14 protein-coding genes are annotated in these 17,317 nt (G+C 39.0%); all 14 read right to left on the bottom strand.

Annotated elements, in window-relative coordinates; translation table 11 throughout:
- Positions 1 to 20: 20 nt before the first annotated feature.
- Positions 21 to 941 carry a tRNA pseudouridine(55) synthase TruB gene (gene truB, locus D1953_RS07400; RefSeq protein ID WP_119116521.1) on the bottom strand — a complete coding sequence of 307 codons (921 nt, stop codon included), beginning with the start codon at positions 939 to 941 and terminating at the stop codon, positions 21 to 23.
- 102 nt (positions 942 to 1,043) lie between these two features.
- Entirely contained in the window at positions 1,044 to 1,412 is a 369-nt protein-coding gene (gene rbfA, locus D1953_RS07405) for a 30S ribosome-binding factor RbfA (RefSeq protein ID WP_119116522.1), read from the bottom strand.
- A gap of 18 nt (positions 1,413 to 1,430) precedes the next feature.
- Positions 1,431 to 1,712 (bottom strand): DUF503 domain-containing protein, encoded by a 282-nt coding sequence (locus D1953_RS07410; protein WP_119116523.1) that lies wholly within the window; start codon positions 1,710 to 1,712, stop codon positions 1,431 to 1,433.
- Positions 1,709 to 3,850 (bottom strand): translation initiation factor IF-2, encoded by a 2,142-nt coding sequence (infB, locus tag D1953_RS07415; RefSeq protein ID WP_119116524.1) that lies wholly within the window; start codon positions 3,848 to 3,850, stop codon positions 1,709 to 1,711. The genes D1953_RS07410 and infB overlap by 4 nt, the downstream gene beginning before the upstream one ends.
- Before the next feature lie 19 nt (positions 3,851 to 3,869).
- Positions 3,870 to 4,172, bottom strand: coding sequence for a YlxQ family RNA-binding protein (locus tag D1953_RS07420; RefSeq protein ID WP_119116525.1), 303 nt, complete (start codon positions 4,170 to 4,172; stop codon positions 3,870 to 3,872).
- 5 nt (positions 4,173 to 4,177) lie between these two features.
- Complete coding sequence (rnpM, locus tag D1953_RS07425; RefSeq protein ID WP_182480541.1) at positions 4,178 to 4,453, bottom strand: RNase P modulator RnpM; 276 nt, start codon at positions 4,451 to 4,453, stop codon at positions 4,178 to 4,180.
- A 17-nt stretch (positions 4,454 to 4,470) separates the two neighbouring features.
- Complete coding sequence (gene nusA / locus D1953_RS07430; protein WP_119116526.1) at positions 4,471 to 5,598, bottom strand: transcription termination factor NusA; 1,128 nt, start codon at positions 5,596 to 5,598, stop codon at positions 4,471 to 4,473.
- A gap of 41 nt (positions 5,599 to 5,639) precedes the next feature.
- The gene (gene rimP / locus D1953_RS07435; RefSeq protein ID WP_119116527.1) at positions 5,640 to 6,110 is read right to left on the bottom strand and encodes a ribosome maturation factor RimP; all 471 of its coding nucleotides are present in this window, start codon (positions 6,108 to 6,110) and stop codon (positions 5,640 to 5,642) included.
- 191 nt (positions 6,111 to 6,301) lie between these two features.
- The gene (locus D1953_RS07440) at positions 6,302 to 10,618 is read right to left on the bottom strand and encodes a PolC-type DNA polymerase III (RefSeq protein WP_119116528.1); all 4,317 of its coding nucleotides are present in this window, start codon (positions 10,616 to 10,618) and stop codon (positions 6,302 to 6,304) included.
- Positions 10,619 to 10,766: 148 nt separating this feature from the next.
- Positions 10,767 to 12,467 (bottom strand): proline--tRNA ligase, encoded by a 1,701-nt coding sequence (locus D1953_RS07445; RefSeq protein WP_119116529.1) that lies wholly within the window; start codon positions 12,465 to 12,467, stop codon positions 10,767 to 10,769.
- 516 nt (positions 12,468 to 12,983) lie between these two features.
- The gene (gene rseP, locus D1953_RS07450; RefSeq protein WP_119116530.1) at positions 12,984 to 14,252 is read right to left on the bottom strand and encodes an RIP metalloprotease RseP; all 1,269 of its coding nucleotides are present in this window, start codon (positions 14,250 to 14,252) and stop codon (positions 12,984 to 12,986) included.
- Between the two features lie 6 nt (positions 14,253 to 14,258).
- Positions 14,259 to 15,416 (bottom strand): 1-deoxy-D-xylulose-5-phosphate reductoisomerase, encoded by a 1,158-nt coding sequence (gene dxr / locus D1953_RS07455; protein ID WP_119116531.1) that lies wholly within the window; start codon positions 15,414 to 15,416, stop codon positions 14,259 to 14,261.
- Positions 15,417 to 15,467: 51 nt separating this feature from the next.
- Positions 15,468 to 16,262 (bottom strand): phosphatidate cytidylyltransferase, encoded by a 795-nt coding sequence (locus D1953_RS07460; protein ID WP_119116532.1) that lies wholly within the window; start codon positions 16,260 to 16,262, stop codon positions 15,468 to 15,470.
- A gap of 26 nt (positions 16,263 to 16,288) precedes the next feature.
- The gene (locus D1953_RS07465; RefSeq protein WP_119116533.1) at positions 16,289 to 17,062 is read right to left on the bottom strand and encodes an undecaprenyl pyrophosphate synthase; all 774 of its coding nucleotides are present in this window, start codon (positions 17,060 to 17,062) and stop codon (positions 16,289 to 16,291) included.
- Positions 17,063 to 17,317: the final 255 nt, after the last annotated feature.

Here is a 17,317-nt window from a genome sequence, read left to right on the forward strand (position 1 = left end):
CTTTCCAACGGCAGAACGGTCTATAATTCTAGTGCCAAAACTTTAATAGGTTTAATGAGCTTTTCTTTTGTTGGATGAACTTGATAAATAGCTAGCGCCCTTCCATTTTGATCCATCATAACAAAAGGTTCACCCTTTTCTACTGCTAATTCTTCGGGCTGAGCTAACACAGCTCCATTTAATACTTTCTTTGATACTTTATCATTAATCTGAAATTTCGGCAAATGAAACAAACCTTGTTCAAGCGGTTGTAAAAACGCAGCGGATTGCCCTGCTTCCATCAATTCTTGAATTTGCTCTAATGTTTTACACTCATCAAGTGTAAAGCCTGCTGACTCAATTCTGATTAAATTCGACATATGGGCTGGATACCCTAATCTCTCGCCAATCATGACGGCAAGTGTACGAATATACGTCCCTTTAGAGCACCTTACCCGGAAACGAAAAGAAATTGTCTTACCGCTAAATTCTTCTCGATCATCTAAGAGCTCCAACTCATAAATCGTTACATCTCTTGTTGGACGTTCTACTTCAATACCAGCGCGCGCATATTCATAAAGTTTTTTGCCGTTTACTTTTACAGCAGAAAACATTGGCGGCGTTTGTTGAATCACTCCGGTTAAAGATTGTAACACGCCCAAAATTTGCTCCCGAGTAAAAGTTTCCGTCACCGTTTTTTCAGTAACTCGGTCTCCGCTCGCATCTTCAGTTGTTGTTGAAAATCCTAACGTAACTTCTCCTTCATAGGCCTTGCCCGCTTCCGTTAAGTATTCAGCTACCTTCGTCGCACGACCAATACAAATTGGGAGTACTCCTGTTACATCTGGGTCGAGTGTTCCAGTATGTCCAACCTTCTTTGTTTTCAAAATTTTTCTTAGTTTAAATACACAATCATGAGAAGTCAGCCCTTTTGGCTTGAATAATGGCAAAATCCCATCCATGTTTTCTGTCACCTCTTTTTTCAGTAAACTATGTTAACCCACTCTGTTATTAAAAAAAGCCGACTCTATCATGCATGAGTCGGCCTCTATTTTAACACTTGATTATTCCTCATCCCTTACATCGGGTTTATTCTCGGCATTGATTTGTGAAATCAATGTTTCAATTCGATTTCCATAATCAATGGATTCATCAAATTCAAAGAACAACTCCGGTGTTTTGCGTAAACGAATTCTTTGACCGACTTCGGAACGCATAAATCCTTTTGCTTTTTCCAAGCCTTTAAGCGTATCTTCCCTTTGCTTTGCATCACCTAGCACAGAAATATACACCGTTGCTTGTTGAAGATCGCCTGTAACAGCTACATCAGTCACTGTGACAAAACCAACTCTTGGGTCTTTCAATTTGCGACTGATAATATCACTTAGCTCTTTCTTCATTTGTTCACCGATACGATTTGAACGAAGACTCATTCTATTCACCTCGCTAGCTTAAAGCCATTCTATATCTGTTATTGTGCGCTCGATTTCCGGAAATGAATCAAGAAAATGAAGCGCATTTTGCAATTCCCGTTCCGTGGCCTTTCTAGAAGACGATACGGTAACAATTGCCAGCTTCGTTCGTTGCCATAAATCCTGATAGTCCGTTTCAGAAACAGAAATATTATATTTCTGTTTCAAGCGTGACATCACCCTTTGAAGGACTGCTCTTTTTTCTTTCAAAGAATGCGCATCATAAATGATACATTCACAAAGGACTGCACCAACGATCATTTACGTTCAATCTCTTCCATCACGTACGCTTCAATGATATCGCCTTCTTTAATGTCGTTGAAGTTTTTAATCGTGATTCCGCATTCATAGTTTGTTGCGACTTCTTTAACGTCATCTTTAAAACGTTTTAGCGCATCGATTTCACCTTCAAAAACAACAACACCTTCACGAATTAAGCGTACACCGCTATCGCGAGTAATTTTTCCTTCGATAACATACGCACCAGCAATTGTACCAATTTTCGATACTTTAAATGTCGTACGTACCTCCGCTTGACCAATAATTTTTTCTTCAAATTCAGGATCAAGCATCCCTTTCATTGCTGATTCGATTTCTTCGATTACTTTATAAATAATACGGTGCAGACGAACATCTACATTTTCCGATTCTGCTGCACGTTTTGCATTTACATCAGGACGTACGTTAAAACCAATTACGATAGCATTTGAAGCTGTCGCTAAAATAATATCAGATTCCGTAATTGCCCCAACACCAGAGTGAATGATTTTTACTTTTGCACCTTCTACTTCAATTTTTTGAAGTGATGCTGCTAATGCTTCCGCAGAACCTTGTACGTCTGCTTTCAAAATAATATTTAGTTCTTTAATGTCCCCTTGTTTCATTTGTTCAAATAATGTATCTAGCGTTACGCGAGATCCTTCATTACGTTGTGAAACAAGCTGTCTTTGCGCACGAGTTTCCCCAACTTGACGAGCTGTTTTTTCATCTTCAAAGACGATAAAACGATCACCAGCTTGCGGCACTTCGTTTAACCCCGTAATTTCAACAGGTGTTGATGGACCTGCTTCTTTTACGCGTCGTCCAAGATCATTTACCATCGCACGAACACGACCAAATGTGTTCCCAACAACGATTGGATCTCCGACTTTTAGTGTTCCATTTTGAACAAGAAGAGTTGCTACAGAGCCGCGTCCTTTATCAAGTTGCGCTTCAATAACTGTTCCGTTTGCTCTGCGAGTTGGATTTGCTTTATATTCCTCTACTTCACTTACTAACAGAATCATTTCAAGCAAACTGTCAATTCCTTCACCTTTTTTCGCTGAAATTGGTACGAAGATTGTATCTCCGCCCCAATCTTCAGGCACTAAACCGTGCTCCGTTAGCTCCTGCATAACACGGTCAGGATTGGCAGTTGGTTTATCCATTTTGTTCACAGCCACAATAATTGGTACTTCCGCTGCTTTTGCATGGCTAATCGCTTCAACCGTTTGCGGCATAACCCCATCATCTGCTGCTACAACAATGATTGTAATATCCGTAACTTGAGCACCACGTGCACGCATCGTTGTAAAAGCTGCGTGACCAGGTGTATCAAGGAATGTAATTTTCTTATTGTTTACGTTAACTTGATAAGCACCGATATGCTGCGTGATTCCACCCGCTTCGCCTTCTGTTACTTTTGTTTTACGAATCGAATCAAGCAATGTTGTTTTACCGTGGTCAACATGTCCCATAATTGTAACAACCGCTGGACGCTCTTGTAAATCTTCCTCCGCATCCTCTGTTACTAGTGACTCAAGATCTGTTAAATCCACACGAATTTCTTCTTCTACTTCAACACCATACTCCGCTGCAATTAATTCGATTGCATCTTTATCCAATGTTTGGTTGATTGTTGCCATAACACCAAGCATAAATAATTTTTTAATAATTTCAGATGGTTCGCGATGAAGTTTTTTCGCAAGCTCCTGTACCGTCAATGACTCATAAAACGTAATTTTAGCTGGAAGCTCTTTTTCCTTACGCTTTGGAGCCAACGCTTGTTGTGTTTGTTGTGGTCTTTGTTTATTTTTATTTCGATTGTTTTTCCCTTTATTAAACTGCCCTTGACCTGGTTTTTTTGCTCCAGGACCCGCAACAGGTTTTTTCTTTACTTTTTCTTTATTCACTACTGTGCCTTTTGCATCAGCTTCAGCTTCATACTGTTCAACAGTTGAGCTTGTTTTTGGTACTTCTTGTTTTGGTTGTAATGATTCATTTAATTTTTGTACAGTAGAATCGTCTAATGCTGTCATATGATTTGTTACCTCTATATTCATTTCTTTAAGTTTTTCAATAATATCCTTGCTTGAAACATTTTTTTGCTTTGCATATTCATGTACACGCAATTTAGTCATACGTTCACCCCCGTAAAATTTAATCGAGCAGCGTTCGGAGTTTTTGTGCAAAACCTTCATCCAGTATGGCGACGACAACTCTCGCTTCTTTGCCAATCGCTTGACCAAGCAAAGACCTGTTCTCGACTCTTTTTAAAGGAACCTGATAATATGCGCACTTATCAGATATTTTTTTTTCTGTATTTTTAGAAGCATCACTTGCCAAAAGGACAAGTTTTGCTTTTCCGCTTCTAACCTCTTTGACGACTAATTCCTCACCAGAAATTAGTTTACGCGCTCGATTGGCCAAACCTAATAGAGACATCCATTGTTGTTGGGTCATGATGGTTAGTGTTTCTCCTTATCCACTAGTTCAAGCAATTGTTCATATAAAGAAGGATCAATTTGAACGCTGAGTTGGTTAGCTAAGACGTTCTTCTTCTTAGCTAACTCAATAACATCACGATCAAGTGTTAAATAAGCACCACGACCTGATTGCTTACCAGTCAGATCGATGCTTACTTCTCCTTCTTTTGAGCGAACGATTCGAATCAGCTCTTTTTTCGGCTTCATTTCGCCAGTTGCCACACATTTACGCATAGGAATTTTTTTTCGGGCTTTCAAATTCGCTCACCCCTTACTTACTCATTATCCTCAATAAAATCTTCTTCATCTTCCACATAGCTGTCTCGGTTTAACAAAAACTCTTGCTCCTCAACCGGATAAATGCCAGCTTCACGCGCTTCTGTTTCACTCTTAATATCGATTTTCCAGCCTGTTAGCTTTGCTGCTAAACGAGCGTTTTGACCGCGTTTACCAATCGCAAGCGATAATTGATAGTCTGGTACAATGACCGTCGTTGCTTTCTCTTCTTCATTAACAATAACCTCAAGTACTTTAGAAGGACTTAACGCATTGGCAACAAAAACAACCGGATCTTCTGACCATTTAACAATATCAATTTTTTCACCTTTTAGTTCATTGACAATCGCTTGAACGCGTTGTCCCTTTTGACCAACACATGAACCAACTGGATCAACTTCTTCATTATCAGCATACACAGAGATTTTCGAACGATCCCCTGCTTCACGAGCCACTGATTTAATTTCTACTGTTCCGTCAAAGATTTCAGGAACTTCGATTTCAAACAAGCGCTTTAACAGACCTGGATGTGAACGTGATACAAAGATTTGCGGTCCTTTTGATGTTTTTTCTACTTTTGTAATAAATACTTTAATACGGTCGTGCGGCTTATACTGTTCGTTTGGCATTTGCTCATTGACCGGAAGCAACGCCTCAATCTTCCCAAGACTCACATAAATAAAACGAGAATCTTGACGCTGTACAATTCCCGTCATAATATCTTCTTCTCTATCAATAAACTCTGAATAGATGATACCGCGTTCTGCTTCACGTACTCTTTGTGTTACAACTTGCTTCGCTGTTTGAGCCGCAATACGTCCGAAGTCTTTCGGTGTAACTTCCATCTCTACTACATCTTCAAGTTGGTAATTCGGATTGATTTTTTTTGCTTCTTCTAAGGAAATTTCAAGGCGTGAATCAAATACTTCATCCACGACGTCTTTACGCGCAAACACACGCATTGTTCCTTTTCCAAGATTTAAATCAATTCGAACATTCTGTGCCTGATTGAAATTGCGACGATATGCTGAAATCAGCGCTGCCTCAATAGCTTCAAGTAATACCTCTCTTGAGATTCCTTTTTCTTTTTCTAAAATATAGAGAGCATCCAATAACTCACTGCTCATGGTTGATCCCCCTTACGGATTTTTATAATAAAATATACATATTAAGAGAAGCTAATGGCTAATCTTGCTTTAGCTACTTTGTCATATGGAATGACAACCGTTTTCTTTCTTGTCTTAATCTTGACTTCTAACGTAACTTCCTGACCGTCAAACGCCATAAGAGTGCCTTCAAATTCTTTTTCATTTAAAATAGGCTCGTATGTTTTTATGTACACATTTTTCCCGATTGCTTTTTGAAAGTCTTTATCTTTCTTTAAAGGTCTTTCTGCACCCGGTGATGAAACTTCGAGAAAATAATTTTGTGGAATCGGATCAACCTCATCAAGCTTTTCACTTAATTTTTCACTGACAGTTCCACAATCCTCAATATCTACGCCTGTTTCTTTATCAATGTAGACACGAAGGAACCAGCTTCCTTCCTTAACATACTCTACTTCCACTAATTCAAGTTGTAAATCCTCAAGAATTGGTGTGACAAGTTCTTCTACTATTTCGGTTACCTTTTTACTCAATTTGTTTCCTCCAAACATGTGGCTTACGCGCTTGGTAATGGATTATTCTAATAATGGGTCAATACAAACACGAAAGAGTGGGTTTCCCCACTCTTTCCATTGGTTCCTCTTAGTATTTCCACTAAAAATATACCACAATTCAGTAATTTATGCAAATTAACAAGTTTTTTAAAGCCTTTTATCAAACCGTATCAAAACAATGATAACTGATTTTGGTCAGGCAGCGATTCTAAACAACCTTGTTTATCGAGATATTCAAGAATCGTTTTTGAAACTTTCCCTCGTTGTTGCAAATCTTCTTTTGAAAGGAATTCCCCTTCCTCACGAGCACGCACAATATTGATTGCCGCATTCGTTCCAAGACCTGGAATCGAGTTGAATGGCGGAATTAATGAATTGCCTTCAATAATAAATTCATCCGCACTCGATTTATATAAATCTACTTTAGCAAATGAAAAACCACGCTCACACATTTCGAGTGCTAATTCTAACACTGTTAACGTATTTTTTTCCTTGGTGGATGCATCCAACCCTTTGTCGTTAATTTCTTCAATTTTTGAACGAATGGCTTGCGAACCACGTGTCATCGCTTCAATTTCAAAATCCTCAGCTCGAACCGTGAAATACGCAGCATAATAAAGCAGCGGCAAATGGACTTTAAAATAAGCAATCCGAACCGCCATTAATACATATGCCGCAGCATGGGCCTTAGGGAACATATACTTAATTTTCTTACAAGAATCAATATACCATTCCGGAACTTCGTTCTTACGCATTTCGGCTTCAAATTCCTCCGATAGCCCTTTCCCTTTCCTTACTGATTCCATAATTTTAAACGCAAGTGATGGGTCTAAGCCTTGATAAATTAAATACACCATAATATCATCACGACAACCAATTACTTCGCTTAACGTACACGTTTTATTATGAATCAAGTCTTGCGCGTTGCCGAGATATACGTCCGTACCGTGCGACAATCCAGAGATTTGTACAAGTTCTGAGAAAGTCGTCGGCTTCGTATCTTCTAACATTTGACGCACGAACCTTGTTCCGAATTCTGGAATACCAAGTGTTCCTGTTTTACACATAATCTGTTCTTCCGTCACGCCTAATGACTCTGGACTACTGAAAATTTTCATTACAACCGGGTCATCCGTCGGAATGGTTTTTGGATCAATGCCGCTTAAATCTTGCAGCATCCGAATAACAGTTGGATCATCGTGTCCTAGTATATCAAGCTTTAAAATATTGTCATGAATCGAGTGGAAATCAAAATGTGTCGTTTTCCACTCAGAATTGCGATCATCAGCCGGGAATTGAATTGGTGTAAAGTCGTAAACATCCATATAATTCGGCACAACGATGATACCTCCTGGATGCTGACCTGTTGTTCGTTTTACACCGGTACAGCCGGAAACGAGACGATCTACTTCCGCACCTCGATAATGAAGATTATGATCCGCCGCATACCCTTTCACATACCCATAGGCCGTTTTCTCTGCTACCGTACCAATCGTTCCAGCACGATAGACATATTCCTCACCGAACAGTACTTTCGTATAGTTATGAGCACGAGGCTGATACTCACCGCTGAAATTCAAATCAATATCCGGAACCTTATCCCCTTTAAAACCAAGAAATGTCTCAAACGGAATATCATGTCCATCTTTTTTATATCGCGTGCCGCACGCTGGGCAATCTTTATCTGGTAAGTCAAAGCCCGAACCGACTGAACCATCATCAAAGAACTCTGATTTTTTACAATTTGGACACACATAATGCGGCGGCAATGGATTCACTTCTGTAATTTCTGTCATTGTCGCAACAAACGATGAACCAACGGAACCACGCGAACCAACTAAGTATCCATCATCGAGTGATTTTTTCACCAATTTATGCGAAATTAAATAAATAACCGCAAAGCCGTGTCCGATAATACTTTTCAATTCTTTTTCAAGTCGTGCCTCTACGATTTCAGGCAAATCTTCACCGTAAATTTTCCTCGCCATGCCATAACTCATCTCGCGCATTTCTTCATCAGCGCCTTCAATTTTTGGCGTATACAAATCATCTTTAATCGGCTTCACTTCTTCAATCATATCAGCAATTTGATTCGTATTTGTTACAACGATTTCTTTCGCCTTCTCTTTACCCAAAAACTGAAATGCTTTAAGCATTTCATCTGTCGTACGAAAATGAACGTCTGGAAGCTTATGGCGATTTAATGGATTTGCTCCACCTTGTGAACCAATCAATATTTTGCGATAAATTTTATCATTTGGGTTTAAGTAATGAACATTTCCTGTTGCAACAACAGGCTTATTTAGTTTTTCTCCTAGCTTCACAATATTTGAAATAATTGTCTCGAGTGATTTTTCATCACGTACATATTCCATCTCTATTAAGTGCTGATACACTTCTTTCGGATGCACTTCCAAATAATCGTAAAACTCAGCAAGCTCCTCAACTTCTTCAAAGCCTTTTTGCATCATCCCTTCAAACACTTCACCTTTATCACAGCCTGATCCGACTAAAATTCCTTCGCGATACTTTCGTAACTGCGAACGTGGAATACGCGGCACACGATAAAAATAATCTACATGCGAAAGAGAAATCAGCTTAAATAAGTTTTTCAAACCATCTTGTGTTTGAGCAAACAATGTACAATGATATGGACGTGAACGTTGATAAGCATTCCCTTGTCCCATATTATCATTAAACTGGTGATGATGAGTAATTCCTTTTTCATCCGCATCTTTGAGCATTTTTAACAATAAATATCCTGTTGCCTCAGCATCGTAAATTGCACGATGATGTTGGGTTAATTCGATATCAAACTTTTTACATAACGTATTCAAACGATGATTTTTAAATTCAGGATATAAAAAGCGACCGAGTTCTAGTGTATCAATAACTGGGTTACTCGCCTTCGGATGTCCCATTTGTTTGTAACCAATATTTAAAAATCCCATATCAAAGGAGGCATTGTGCGCAACTAAAATACTATCGCCTGTCCACTCACGAAACTTTTCTAACACCTCTGGAACGTCAGGAGCATTTTCGACTAAATCATCAGTAATCCCCGTCAACTCAATTGTCGTTGCTGATAACGGATGATGCGGGTTTGCAAAGGATTCAAATCGATCAATAATTTCTCCTTCTTTAATTTTCACTGCTGCAAGTTCGATAATCGTATCATAAACAGCAGAAAGCCCCGTCGTCTCTACGTCAAACACGACATACGTATCATCAGCTAACACGCGATTGGCTTCGTTATAAGCAATTGGCACACCATCATCAACCAGGTTTGCTTCAACACCATATAAAATTTTTATCCCATTCTTTTTGCCGGCACTATACGCTTCCGGGAAAGACTGAGCAACCGCATGGTCCGTAATAGCCACCGCCTTATGACCCCACTTCGCTGCTTGAGCAACGAGTGCGGAAGTCGGAGTAACAGCATCCATTTGACTCATCGGTGTGTGCAAATGAAGCTCTACTCGTTTTTCTCCTTCTGGAGCTGTATCTTGGCGACCTATTTTCGAAATTTCATTAATATCATTAGCAATCATCACAAGGTCACGAACGAATGTATCGTTCTGAATGCTTCCTTGAGCACGGACCCACATTCCTTTTTTTACGCGAGAAAGCATAACCGCATCTTCTTTATCGCGCGAAAATACTTTAACAAGGATGGAACTTGTATAGTCCGTCACTTTAAACGTCAACAAACTACGACCACTGCGAAGCTCCTTCACTTCAGCATCAAACACAAATCCTTCAATCGCGATTCGGCGTTCTTCATCAATAATTTCCTCAATGCGTCGGAAATCTGCATCTTCCTTAATCGTATAACCGATTTTAACAGGTCCTTCATACACACTATCATCCACTGCTTGTTCTGATGCTTTCTTCTGCATTTCAACGAGTGCAGCAAATGCCTTAGCTTCATCTTCTTTTTGCTTCTCTTCAAGAAACTGTTGATAATCCTCTCCGCTCTCTTCAGGCAGAACTTCTGCATCCAGAGATAGTGTCGGAAAACCGTAAGATTGATAAATATCTGAAATAAAACGAGAATATTTTTGTTTCAATTGTCCTGCTTCTGCCGCATTGCGGGCGTTCACCATAAGACGATGACCAACAACCTTTGGCTCCTGTCCCTGTAAAAGAGATAATAATGCAGGAGACATGCCCTCAAGCTCACCTAAACACTGCCTCCAGTAGTCCTTAACTAATTCTTCACTCATCTGTGGATTTACAACATTAAGTGAAAAGGACACATTAGCAATATGAGCAAACGTACTCGTTAACTGTGTTCGAAGGCGCATATGCACGCTAGATGGTATTAGTTGTTGAAGCTTAAACAGAAAATGCCACGTTTTCGATTGTCGCTCAATCGACAACTTTTCAATTTCAGCCCCATTAAAAAATTGAACGAACGCATCGTCCGTTAAACCTAATTGTTGGAGCAAGAGTTGAAATCTTTCTCGACCGCTATTTTGATCCATTCTCTCTCTCCTTATCTTAAATTTTTCTTAGAAATCCTTTTTGAACAGAGGTTATTATACCATACTCGAACGCATTATATGGATTAGAAACAGCCAAACAAAAAACACCATTCATATGAATGATGTCTTTCGTGTCTATATGATTGAATTAACCTAATAGCTCTCTAATTTTCGCTGCTAATTCAGAGCGATTAACTTCTACTACTTCACCTGACTTACGAATTTTCACTTCCAAAATACCTTCTGCTGCTTTTTTACCAACCGTTACGCGAATTGGAAGTCCAATTAAATCAGAGTCAGCAAATTTCACACCAGCACGTTCTTGACGGTCGTCCATTAACACATCAAAACCTGCAGCTTTTAGTTCGCTATATAATTCTTCTCCAACAGTCGCTTGTGTTTCATCTTTCATATTCACTGGGATTAAATGAACTTGATATGGAGCAATATTTCCCGGCCAAACCAAGCCTTTCTCGTCGTTAAATTGTTCCGCAATCGCTGCAACCGTTCGAGATACCCCAATCCCGTAACAACCCATAATCATCGGTTGTGTACGTCCATTTTCATCAAGATATACAGCATTCATTGCTTCAGAGTATCTCGTACCAAGTTTAAAGACATGACCAACCTCAATTCCTTTGGCAAATTGAATGGTACCGTTTCCGTCTGGAGAAAGATCTCCTTCTTGAATAAAACGAAGGTCCACATAAGCCGTTACAGTAAAATCACGGCCTGGATTCACATTGATATAGTGATAATCTTCTTCGTTCGCACCTGTAACTCCATTAACAATTGCCTCCACAGCTGCATCTGCAATAACCTCTATACCATCGCTTACACCGATTGGACCAAGTGAACCAATTGCACAGCCAAGAACTTCTTTCGTAGCCTCTGGCTCAGCAAGTTCCACAACAGAAGCATTATAGTAATTTTTTAATTTAATATCATTGACTTCATGATCGCCGCGAACTAACACAACAACCTGTTTATCATCGACTTGGAACAGTAATGTTTTAATGCATTTCGTTGCGTCAGTATCCAAAAATGCCGATACTTCTTCAATCGATTTTTGTCCAGGTGTATGCACTTTCTCAAGCGCTGCTTCTGCTTCTTCAGATTTTTCATATCTCGTAATAACCGGCGCCATTTCTACATTGGCCGCATAATCAGAGCTATCTGAATAAGCAATTGTATCTTCTCCAATGTCAGAAAGAACCATGAATTCGTGAGTATCTTTTCCTCCCATCGCACCTGAGTCCGCAATAACCGCACGGAAATTTAATCCGCAGCGAGCGAATACATTCGAATACGCTTGATATAATCGGTTATATACTTCATCCAAGCTTTCTTGACTTGCATGGAAAGAATACGCATCTTTCATAATAAATTCACGGCCACGTAATAATCCGAAGCGAGGACGCTTTTCATCACGGAATTTCGTTTGAATTTGATATAAAGTCAATGGCAAACGTTTATATGATTTTACTTCATCACGAATTAAGCTCGTAATGACTTCTTCATGTGTCGCTCCTAGCGCAAACTCACGATTATTTCGATCCTTTAAACGCATTAGCTCTGGTCCATATGTATACCAACGACCAGACTCTTGCCAAAACTCAGCTTGTTGAAGGGCTGGCATTAATAGTTCAACTGCACCCGCATTATCCATTTCTTCACGAACAATCGCTTCTACTTTTTGTAACACTTTTTTCCCAAGCGGCATAAAGCTGTACACACCACTTGAATTTTGTCTCATATATCCTGCACGCAGTAACAACTGATGGCTCTTAATTTCAGCATCAGCAGGAACTTCTCTCAATGTAGGAATTAATGTCATACTTTGCTTCATCTTTGCACCTCTTCAAATACACATTTATACAAAACGAATATGGCGTTTTAAAGCCACCATTTATTTATGAAGGAATATATAGCAGAAGCATTTCCACTCACCCAATAAGGTTGCAGCACTTATTAAGTTTAGCGCAGCTCCACCTTTTTCCTTCAACCAAACAAAGCGCTTCTTAAAATCGAGCGCTGAAAAGAAAACAGTTCTTATCATCAAATAAGATTATACCGTACGATTTAGGAGGAAAACAAACTATTTTTAGAAAAATACGACTTGTCGCTCCTAATGGAAAAGCTGATATCCATTCCTTATGCTTTACTTCTTTTAAGAAATTAAACTTTCTCTCCTACTTCACGATACGCCTCCCCCTGCTGATGAAGCCGAAATAGCTGTAGTAAACTATTTTTTGATAAAACAATTCAGGACCCATTTTACTCGAAATCAAGGTTTCAGGAATCTTTCAGCCTAGTCATAACAATACAAAAAAATCAGCAGAAAATTTTCTGCTGATTTCATTCATTATAAGAAAAAGCGCTGAATGTCATTCCATGTTACAACAATCATTAACAGCATCAATAAAGCAAAACCGATAACATGTACAAGCCCTTCTTTTTGACGATCAACTGGTTTTCCTCGTAAGAACTCTACTAAGAAAAATAAAAGTCGTCCACCATCTAGAGCAGGCAATGGGAGAAGATTCATAATTCCAAGATTAATACTAAGAAGTGCTGCCCATTTCATTAAAACAAAAATTCCTTGTTGCGCCACTTCTTCTGTAGATTTATAAATCCCAACTGGACCAGACAAACTATCAATCGTAAAGCCGCCTGTTACAAGGTCACCAAGAATGATAAAAATTTGCTTTGTCCAAAAATATGTTTGTGTAAAACCATATTGAATCGATTTTAAAATATCTTTTTCAACCGGCGGATACACACCAATAATACCAATCGTTTTACCTTCTCGTTCGATTTCTTTAGGTACAACCGGAATAGTTAATGTTTCACCATCACGAACGACAACAAATTCAATTTCTTTCCCAGGATTACTTTGAATATTTTCTTGTACATCTGTCCATGATGAAACTTCCGCTCCGTTCACCGATTCAACGCGATCTCCTGTTTGCAGGCCTGATGTAAGAGCCGGTCCATCTTCCGTTAACTTACCTAGCTTAGCTTCATCCACTTCTACCCCTTGAAACAAACCGATAATGAGGAAGATAAAGAAAGCTAACACAAAGTTCATCATCGGCCCAGCAAAAATCGTCATAGCACGGTGACCAAGTGATTTAGAAGGAAATTGACGATCATATGGTGCAATTTGATTTTCCACTCCATTTTCTACGATAACAGCCTGAGGATGAATCGAGAATGATTTAAGTGTCTCTTCGTCTCCTTCCTCAAATCCCGTTAAAAACAGTTTATGATCAAGATCTACTCGTTCTACTTCCACTAAACGAATATCTGGGTATTTATCTTTATTATTTAAAATAATTTTTGTAACATTTTCTTCTTCATCCATTACTAATCCAACACGATAACCCGGCTTAAGGTCCACGTTATCCGCATCTTCACCAGCCATTCGAACATAGCCACCAAGCGGCAATAAACGAATAGTATATTGCGTTTCATTCTTTTTATACGTAAACACCTTTGGACCCATTCCGATGGCAAATTCACGACATAAAATACCCGCACGTTTAGCAAACACTAAATGCCCTAACTCATGAAAGAAAACAAGCGCTCCAAAGATAACGATAAATGCCAAAAGAGTTTCTACTGTTTGCAAAGCCCATCACCTCTTTTTCAATAATGTATGAATCAACTGTCTTGTTTCTTGATCGACTTCTCGAATCGTTGTTAAATCCGGATGAGCGATAACTTGATGACGATTCATCGCTTGTTCAATCAACATTTCAATATCTAAAAAGGATATTTGTCCAGCTAGAAAAACGGCTACAGCGGCTTCATTCGCTGCGTTTAACACCGTTGGCATTGTGCCGCCCATTTTACCAGCGTCATAGGCATATCGCAAACAAGGATATCGATCAAAGTCCATTTCCGCAAAATGCAGCTTACTAAAATCGGCTAAATTTAATCGTTTTCTTCCGACAAGCGGCAATCGATCTGGATATGTGAGTGCATATTGAATTGGAACGCGCATATCCGGTGTACCGAGCTGTGCCATGACACTTGAATCATGAAATTCAACCATCGAATGAATCACACTTTCTCGGTGTAATAATACATCAATTTGTTCATATGGTAGATCAAATAACCAATGTGCTTCAATGACTTCCAGCCCTTTATTCATCATCGATGCCGAATCAATTGTAATCTTGGCTCCCATCGACCAATTCGGATGATTCAACGCTTCTTCTACTGTTACTCCAACTAACTGTTCACGCGTCCGATCGCGAAAGCTGCCGCCAGAGGCTGTAATGACAAGACGCTCAATATTCTTCTCCTGCTCCCCTTGCAATGCTTGAAAAATAGCTGAATGCTCGCTATCTACCGGAAGCAGCTGTACGCCGGCTTGTTTGACAGCATTCATAACAAGATGCCCTGCTGTCACCAGTGTTTCTTTATTAGCAAGAGCAATGTCTTTACCCGCCTCAATCGCTTGAAGTGTTGGACCAAGGCCTACGCTGCCAATTACAGCATTCACCAAAATAGAAGCCTTCTCATAAATTGCTACAGCGACAAGTCCTTCTTCTCCATACATGAAGGTCATCTGTTCATGGCCAAATTCACCCTTTAACGTATCACAATCTTCTTTTGTGTGTACAGATACAAGTTCTGGCTTAAATTCGTTTATGTATGTTCTTACTAAATCTATATTTCTTCCCGCTGATAACGCAACTAAACTAAATTGTTCGGGATGATTTCGTACAACATCGATTGTTTGTTGTCCAATCGATCCTGTTGCCCCTAACAAACTAATATACTTCAATTCCCATTCCACTCCTAACGACTACTCAACACACGCTTATTTATATCTTTATTACAAAACATGAAATAAATGTAGAATTGGCAAAATAAATATTAAACTATCCATTCGATCTAAAATCCCACCATGTCCTGGCAGCAGCTTTCCTGCATCCTTTACACCATAATGGCGCTTATAAGCGGATTGAACAAGATCGCCTAATTGACCAAATACAGATATCATAAGACTCATTAATAACACTTTAACTAACGAAAACGAATCCCCAACAGGTGTAAATAAATAGAATCCGATTCCAACAATTAGTCCAAACGCCAAACCGCCGAAAAACCCTTCAATTGTTTTATTCGGACTGATTTCCGGCCACAATTTCCTCTTACCAATCGCTTTACCGACAAAGTAAGCACCCGAGTCTGTTGCCCAAATCGTGAACAACGCATAGAAGATATATACTAGCTTAGCTTCACGTGTCACATACATAAAATAAAAACCGATGCCCACGTATACGATCGCTAATAATAAAAATCCAGCATCATCAAATGTAAAGCGATTTTTCGATACAACAGAAAAAATTAAAAATAATAGCCCACCAATTAGCATGATCTGAGTTTTATCATAGTCATTGTTTGTTAAAAAATCTGTATACTCTTGCGGCAATAATATAATCCACAATAATACATACGAGATAACTGACACAAAGGAAAGTTTGTGCAAGTTCTTCATTCTTAATAATTCATATAATCCAATTGTAGCCATTGCATACACTAACAGCAAAAATGGCAACTTCCCAACAATCACAAGCGGAACAAAAATAGCTGCTGCAATGATTGCTGTAATTATTCGTTGCTTCATACCTCTATTAATCCTCACCTTCTAAATTACACGCCACCGTATCTTCGCGCACGCTTTTGATACACTTCAATCGCTTCAAGCAAATGTGTTTCATTAAAATCCGGCCATAATACTTCAGTAAACCACAGTTCCGTATAAGCCAACTGCCATAGCATAAAATTACTCAAACGAATTTCACCACTTGTCCGAATTAATAAGTCCGGATCTGGCAAAGTGCTTGTCATTAAATAACGAGAAAAGACATCCTCTGAAATGTCACCCTTTAATATACCCTTTTGTGCATCTTTTAAGACATTATTCACGCCCTTTACAATTTCAGCGCGGCTGCCATAATTCAAGGCAAAATTTAACACTAGGCCATCGTTATCTTTCGTATCATCGATTGCCTTTTGAACCGCACGCTGAGTATGGGCAGGAAGAGTAGTGAAATCACCAATCATTTCCACTCTTACATTTTCTCGAATTAACTCCGGCAAAAACGAACCTAGAAATTCTTCAGGCAATTTCATCAAGTACTCTACTTCGGTCTTTGGTCGTTTCCAATTCTCTGTAGAAAAAGCATAAACGGTTAATGCACTGACCCCTAATTGATTAGCCATTCTCGTAATCTTACGAACAACTTTCATTCCTTCATGATGACCGGCCACACGAGGAAGTGCTCTTTTTTTGGCCCAACGTCCGTTCCCATCCATAATGATTGCAATATGCTGAGGAACCCCAAACTCTCTTATACGCTGAATTCGATCTGTTAAATCGGAAGAAGCATCCTTCTTAACGAAACGCTTCCATATTGAATACATATTCTAGTCCCCCAATAAATACACTTTATAACAGCAACATCTAGATTATTATACTAAACAAAACGTTAGTATGCGAAAAACAATCTTTTAAATAAACAAAAGAATTTACTTAATCATATCAAAAAAAGCAAAGAACTCCTATTATTATCACAAAAAAAGACTCGTTTCCTGATTTAAAAATAGGCCTATTACCTCTATTCTTTTCACTTGAAATATGTAAGTCCTTCAAATAAAAAGAGCCTTCTCCACCCTCAT

It is taken from the genome of Peribacillus asahii (assembly GCF_003570725.1).
Taxonomy (GTDB): Bacteria; Bacillota; Bacilli; order Bacillales; family DSM-1321; genus Peribacillus; species Peribacillus asahii.

Excerpts from the sequence above, each read along its gene's own strand:
- truB (WP_119116521.1), bottom strand. The coding sequence starts at position 941 with ATGGATGGGATTTTGCCATTATTCAAGCCAAAAGGGCTGACTTCTCAT.
- rbfA (WP_119116522.1), bottom strand. The coding sequence starts at position 1,412 with ATGAGTCTTCGTTCAAATCGTATCGGTGAACAAATGAAGAAAGAGCTA.
- D1953_RS07410 (WP_119116523.1), bottom strand. The coding sequence starts at position 1,712 with ATGATCGTTGGTGCAGTCCTTTGTGAATGTATCATTTATGATGCGCAT.
- infB (WP_119116524.1), bottom strand. The coding sequence starts at position 3,850 with ATGACTAAATTGCGTGTACATGAATATGCAAAGCAAAAAAATGTTTCA.
- D1953_RS07420 (WP_119116525.1), bottom strand. The coding sequence starts at position 4,172 with ATGACCCAACAACAATGGATGTCTCTATTAGGTTTGGCCAATCGAGCG.
- nusA (WP_119116526.1), bottom strand. The coding sequence starts at position 5,598 with ATGAGCAGTGAGTTATTGGATGCTCTCTATATTTTAGAAAAAGAAAAA.
- D1953_RS07440 (WP_119116528.1), bottom strand. The coding sequence starts at position 10,618 with ATGGATCAAAATAGCGGTCGAGAAAGATTTCAACTCTTGCTCCAACAA.
- D1953_RS07445 (WP_119116529.1), bottom strand. The coding sequence starts at position 12,467 with ATGAAGCAAAGTATGACATTAATTCCTACATTGAGAGAAGTTCCTGCT.
- D1953_RS07460 (WP_119116532.1), bottom strand. The coding sequence starts at position 16,262 with ATGAAGCAACGAATAATTACAGCAATCATTGCAGCAGCTATTTTTGTT.
- D1953_RS07465 (WP_119116533.1), bottom strand. The coding sequence starts at position 17,062 with ATGTATTCAATATGGAAGCGTTTCGTTAAGAAGGATGCTTCTTCCGAT.